Source organism: Bathymodiolus platifrons methanotrophic gill symbiont, assembly GCF_002189065.1.
GTDB lineage: Bacteria > Pseudomonadota > Gammaproteobacteria > Methylococcales > Methylomonadaceae > Methyloprofundus.
The window spans coordinates 1-5548 of the sequence record NZ_BDMN01000415.1; the positions used below are offsets into that span (position 1 = coordinate 1).

Annotated in this window: 7 protein-coding genes and 1 pseudogene; 5 read left to right on the forward strand and 3 right to left on the reverse strand. The window is 39.5% G+C overall.

Annotated features, from left to right (window positions below):
* Positions 1 to 780 (forward strand): transposase (locus CDZ78_RS18490; RefSeq protein WP_140414205.1); only part of this gene is annotated, 780 nt, incomplete at its 5' end.
* A 534-nt stretch (positions 781 to 1314) separates the two neighbouring features.
* On the opposite strand, the gene CDZ78_RS18495 is transcribed toward CDZ78_RS18490, so the two are convergent.
* From CDZ78_RS18495 to cysC, 3 genes are all read right to left on the reverse strand, one after another.
* On the reverse strand, positions 1315 to 1584 hold the full coding sequence (locus tag CDZ78_RS18495; protein WP_087871299.1) for a hypothetical protein: 270 nt from the start codon (positions 1582 to 1584) through the stop codon (positions 1315 to 1317).
* Positions 1585 to 1734: 150 nt separating this feature from the next.
* Entirely contained in the window at positions 1735 to 2694 is a 960-nt protein-coding gene (locus tag CDZ78_RS18500; RefSeq protein ID WP_087871300.1) for a DHH family phosphoesterase, read from the reverse strand.
* Complete coding sequence (cysC, locus tag CDZ78_RS18505; protein WP_087871301.1) at positions 2695 to 3324, reverse strand: adenylyl-sulfate kinase; 630 nt, start codon at positions 3322 to 3324, stop codon at positions 2695 to 2697.
* 159 nt (positions 3325 to 3483) lie between these two features.
* Between cysC and CDZ78_RS24130 the strand changes: the two genes are divergently transcribed.
* The 4 genes and pseudogenes from CDZ78_RS24130 to CDZ78_RS18520 form a co-directional block, all read left to right on the forward strand.
* Positions 3484 to 3789 carry a S1C family serine protease gene (locus CDZ78_RS24130; RefSeq protein WP_244559288.1) on the forward strand — a complete coding sequence of 102 codons (306 nt, stop codon included), beginning with the start codon at positions 3484 to 3486 and terminating at the stop codon, positions 3787 to 3789.
* Positions 3768 to 4247 (forward strand): trypsin-like peptidase domain-containing protein, encoded by a 480-nt coding sequence (locus CDZ78_RS23390; protein ID WP_244559289.1) that lies wholly within the window; start codon positions 3768 to 3770, stop codon positions 4245 to 4247. Before CDZ78_RS24130 ends, CDZ78_RS23390 begins: the two co-directional genes overlap by 22 nt.
* A 295-nt stretch (positions 4248 to 4542) precedes the next feature.
* Positions 4543 to 4758 (forward strand): hypothetical protein, encoded by a 216-nt coding sequence (locus tag CDZ78_RS18515; RefSeq protein WP_087871302.1) that lies wholly within the window; start codon positions 4543 to 4545, stop codon positions 4756 to 4758.
* 194 nt (positions 4759 to 4952) lie between these two features.
* Positions 4953 to 5548: pseudogene (locus tag CDZ78_RS18520) on the forward strand (IS701 family transposase); the annotation flags it as partial.

A 5548-nucleotide genomic window follows, 5' to 3' on the forward strand; every position in this document is an offset into this window, starting at 1 on the left:
GCACTGGCGCATTTAAAAACCCTCACGACAGGTGATGTCGTGGTTTACGATCGCGGCTACTTTTCCTACGCCATGTTGTATTATCATATGCAAATGGGCGTGCATCCCGTTTTTCGCCTGCAGAAAAACACCTTTAAGGCGATTGATGATTTTAGAAACAGCACACAGACCGATCAAATTATCACACTCTTACCCACTAAAGAGACTCAGCGTGACATTCGCAAACAATATCCGGATATCCAGTTCAAAGCGCTCACCATCAGACTGATTAAATATACACTGGAGGGCAAGACCTACTGTATCGGCACAACATTGCTTGACGAACGATACACGATTGACGCATTAAAAGAGGTCTATCACGCCCGCTGGGGAATTGAAGAGCTGTATAAAATCAGTAAAAATATGATTGTGGTCGATGACTTCCATGGCCGAAGTGAGCGTACCGTAAAACAGGAATTGTTTGCCCATTTTGTACTGATCACCATGAGTAGACTCTGTACCAATGAATCTGAAAACTTATTAAATAGTCTGATAAATCTGCAACCAGACGAAATGGATCCGAAACAAACAATACAGGCAAACTTTAAAAATAGCCTGGCAACCATGTCGAGGCATCTGGAAGATATCATGTTTGTTCCGGCACGCTGTATCAAAAAAGTGATGGATGACATTGTCAGCTCTATTTCACGAAATCATCAAAAGCTCAGACCGGGTCGATCCTATATTAGGAAATCCAAAAAGCCTGTGAACAAATGGCGGGGGTGTGAATCGACGGCCTAATGTAGATTTGAAATGGGTAAAGTGATTTCTCATGCGATTGCATTCGTGCGGGCTCTTAACCGAATGGGGTAATGGCTTAAGCGAATGCCATTGCTAGTTAACCACCCCCCTTGAATTATTATTGTACATAGCTTTCATCGTGCTAGTATAAACTTGGCTGACTTAGGTTCGCCTTTAAACTGAGATAGCTAATAGTGTGGTTCCACCTATTATGAAGTCTCACCCCACGTCGGTATAAAAATTTGTAGTAGCGTGAGACTTTAAGTGAAAGTGTGTTACATGATTCTGATGTTCTTTCAATCTTAAGGAGGAGTGCAACCAGCTCCTGTGCCAGTCAAAATCGTTGCCTCTGTATCTGTGCCACTTCCAGCTGCACAAAACTTATAAAGAGTTAGACTGCCGTCATTATGGAGGGTGTATGTGTATGGTCCACTATCATGTACACTAGAATGCACATTAGTATAGTTATAAGTAACTTCGTTATCGGTGATTGTCCAGGTGCCTAATCTATCTGTTGGATCCCGCGAGTCTGGATCATTTATTATTGGAGGTGGAGGTGGAGTTGGAAGTTGGAAGATTAGCACTGTCGGGGCCGGAATGATAATCCGATAACTCGTCACCAGGACGATGCTCTTCCTGAGCCTCCCAGTTTCCAGATGACCCTACACATACTGTATTGCCTAAAAGTGCGTGTCCTAATGCTGTATTATCCAGTTTATTTGAATCTAAACAATCAATAGCCAAAGCATTAGTTGATAAGGCCGCGCCTAGTACAATTGCACCATAAAGGTAAAATTTTAGCATGATGTTCCCCAGTTGAAAAGATGTAGAAAACTCAGTATAAGTTATAACAAAAAAATGTTCAATTCTTATGTCATGTGAATTCACGTGAGCCTAAATATTAGATTATTTATTTTTGACCAAACTTGATTGATAGGTACTGACTTTAATTAGCTATTCAGCATAGGTCTTTGCAAATTTTTCAATAAAAAGATTTAAATTTTCTGTTGCTAAATGATTAATACCTGCCGCAGCGCTACGACCTCCACCGGTAGGGTATGATGCACAAAGTTCATCCGCTTTTGTTTTATTATTTAAGGGTGACCTTACACTGACTTGATAGTCATTATCTGGCGTAAAAGTGAGCACCGAATGCGCTCTATCTGGATACTGATTAGCAAGGGCATTGCTAAATACACCGCTGACGCGTCTAGCCCAGGCTTGGTCAGGTAGTATAAAAACGGCACAGTTCTCGCCGCTATATTCCGCCTGTACTTGATCAGCGAGATGCATATCCTCTAAATATCCATTTTCTAATTGCTGATAAATAAGCTGATTATTAGCTATAAAATCAATAGGTGAGGTATAAGCTGCCATTTCAAGATAGAGCTTATTCGGGGCAAAGTGCAGGTCTGCCAGGCAACTGCCATACCCATTGTAATTAACATAAGTACCCAGATTTTTAAGCTGATCCAGTGTTTCAGTGCTGATCTGCATGCTGGCGGCAAGGTGCTCTGCACTAGCATGTAGATTATCACCAAAAGCCGCTGTAATAGCCCATAAAGGAAACTGGCCTTGCAAGTGCTGGTTAATAATTAAACTGGTGCAGGTGTCTGAGCTGGTATCAATTAAAGTAGTTAAATTAGCGTGTAGAGGAATATCACCTGCCTGGTGATGGTCGGCATAAAAGAATGTTGCGCCGTTTTCTAAGGAACTTTTTAATTGTTCGATATTTTTTTGCATGGAAATATCTAAAACAGTGAGCTGATCACCAGCCTGAACATTAATTTTTTTGAGTAATTGTATGTCACGTTTAATGCCTGTAATTAATGTTGCTTCAAGTGGCTGTGCAAGGCGTAGTTGAATTAAGGCGCAGATGCCATCAGCATCGCCATTAAATATATCGTAATACATTTATAATAGAGTACTCTCTGGTAGGATGTGTCTTTCGCGTAATAAGACAATAACCTGTTCTGCACTTTCTTCCAGAGATAGAGCGTTGGTGTCAACTTTTAATTCTGGTTTTACCGGTGCTTCATAGGGAGATGAGATTCCCGTAAAGTGCTTAATTTCACCCTTTCGTGCTCTTTTATACAGACCTTTGACATCCCGGGTTTCACAAACTTCTAGAGGGCAGTAGCAGTGAATTTCAATAAAATCACCATGCGGCATTAGACTTCTAGCCATTTCGCGCTCTTCTTTAAAGGGTGAAATAAAAGCGGTCAGGGTAATAACTCCAGCCTCTAGCATAAGCTTTGCAGATTCACTGATACGACGAATATTTTCTTTTCGGTCCTGATCGCTAAAACCAAGATCTTTATTAAGTCCATGACGTACATTATCACCATCTAGTACAAAGGTATTCAGACCAAGCTGGTATAGTTTTTCCTCTACTGCATGTGCCAGAGTTGATTTTCCCGATCCAGATAAACCGGTAAACCAAAGGACAACAGATTTATGTTGATTTTTTTCTTCTCGGCGTTTTCTGTTTACCGTCGATTGGTGCCAGACTACGTTACTGGATTTTTCAGGTAGTTTGCTCATAATTGAAGTCTTAAATTAGTAAATGGTTGCATATAGCATCATCTCTTGTGATGTGACCTGGAGTCTGCTAACTGAGGGTGCCGTGTGATTCTATATCAGCTATAATTTAATTTAAAGTTTAAATTAATCTAAATTAAAAGGGATAGGGAGGGTTAATGTGTGAAATTTACAAAAAAAACTTTATTTTTATTAATAAGTTTTAGTTTTCTAATCAATGCCCAGGCTCAGGAATTATCCGAGACCTTGCTTAAAGTTAAACCCGGTGTTGTTGGTGTAGGAACTTTTTTGCCATCTCGTAGCCCTAGAAGTATTTTTTTAGGTACTGGGTTTGTGATCGGTAATGGGCAGTTAATCGTTACTAACGCCCATGTTGTTGCAAAAAAAATAAATACTGACAGACTTGAAAAATGGGCCTTTTTATTAGTCATAACAATAGCCCTAAAATGGCTATTGTTGATAAAGTAGCTGTGGATAGAAAGCATGATATTGCCATTTTAAAACTTAAACGAGGACGATTGCCAACGTTAACACTTGGAAGTGTAAGTAATGTTAAAGAAGGTGGGTTATATACTTTTACCGGCTACCCTATAGGCATGGTGTTAGGTTTATATCCTGTGACACATCGAGGGATTATTTCTGCAATTAGTCCGATAGTGATTCCCGTTTTTAATTCAGGCCAGCTTAATGCTAAACTCATTCGGCGACTGGAAAATCCGTATAATGTCTATCAGTTAGATGCTACTGCATATCCCGGTAATAGTGGAAGTCCACTTTATGACGTACAAACAGGGGAAGTCATTGGCGTTATTAATAAAGTATTTGTTAAAGAAACAAAAGAAAATGTATTATCCAAGCCAATTGGCATAACTTATGCTATACCAATTGTACATGTTAAAAACTTATTAGCGAGTAAAGGGTGGTAATGGAAAAAATAGCTTATTTTAAAAGGGAAAAACAGGATGATCAGAATTTTTAAACATTATATTTCCAGCGCATATTTATGGCTAATAATTTCTGAGTGGCTAATTTTTTATTTAGCGATGTATTTGGGGAGTGATGTTCGTTTTTTAAATGTTTCCCCCTGGTATTCAGGTAAATATATTGTAGACGCGAGTATCATTTTTTCTTCTATCCTGACTTTGGCGTGTATGGGCTTAGGCTTATATCGACGTAGCCTTGTCTGGCAAGACTATAACTTAGTTTTGCGTGCGTGTGTGTGTGAGCTTTGCTTTAGCCGCAGCAGTTATCATTAGTATTTATTATTTGTTTCCTAAATATCAAATAGCGCGTAGTGTTTTTATTTATGCTCTGGTTTTTGCATTTTTAGGCATGATGCTGAGTCGATACTTTTTTTATCGTTATGTGAGTCTGAATAAAATTCTGCGACGTATTCTCGTTTTAGGTGCGGGCAATAAAGCAGCTGAAGTTTCCTAGTTTTTAAAGCATAAGAATATTAGTTAGTGCTTATTTTTAATAAATATTAGCATTCCCTAATAACACTGGCATTCCGTTTGCTAAAACCCTTGAATTTACTTAAAAAACAACAGGTTAATGATGAATGAGACCTGTTTTTACTGTATAATAAAAGATGTTAACTCATTGATTATACAAACAAAACGGCCTCATTCATGTTCATTTTACGCGATATTTTACTCCCGCTTCAAGATCATTTTTCCGAAACCACTTTAGGCCGCGAACGAGCCTCTCTGTTTGTTTACACGATCCTGTCCATTATCGTTCCCTTTACGTCGTCGATGACATCTAACCTTTGGCGTTGCCTTGATACGCTGTTTGGGTTTGAGATCAAGAATAAGCGATTTTACACTTTCATGGCTTCTCCAACGCTACCGTGGGCTGGGCTATGGCAAACTATCTGGGGGCTAATCCCGTCCCCTGAAACTGATGGCCGCATATTGGTTGGTTTGGATGACTCCATTATCACTAAAGTAGGCAAGAAAATCTTCGGTTGTGAAGCAATTTTTGACCACGCGGCCAAGTCGAACCAAAGCAAATATCCATGGGCACAAAATATTGTATCGGTGGGGTTGTTGAAACAGGTCAAAGGTCGCTGGGCGTGCTTATTTTTAGATTTCCGGTTTTATCTGCCCTTAAAAACAATTCAGGGAAAAAAAGAGACAGCCACGATAAGAGGGGAAGTAGTTCCTTTCCAGACCAAGATGGCTCAGGCGGCTCAAATGCTGATTGAAATTGCAGAACATTTTTC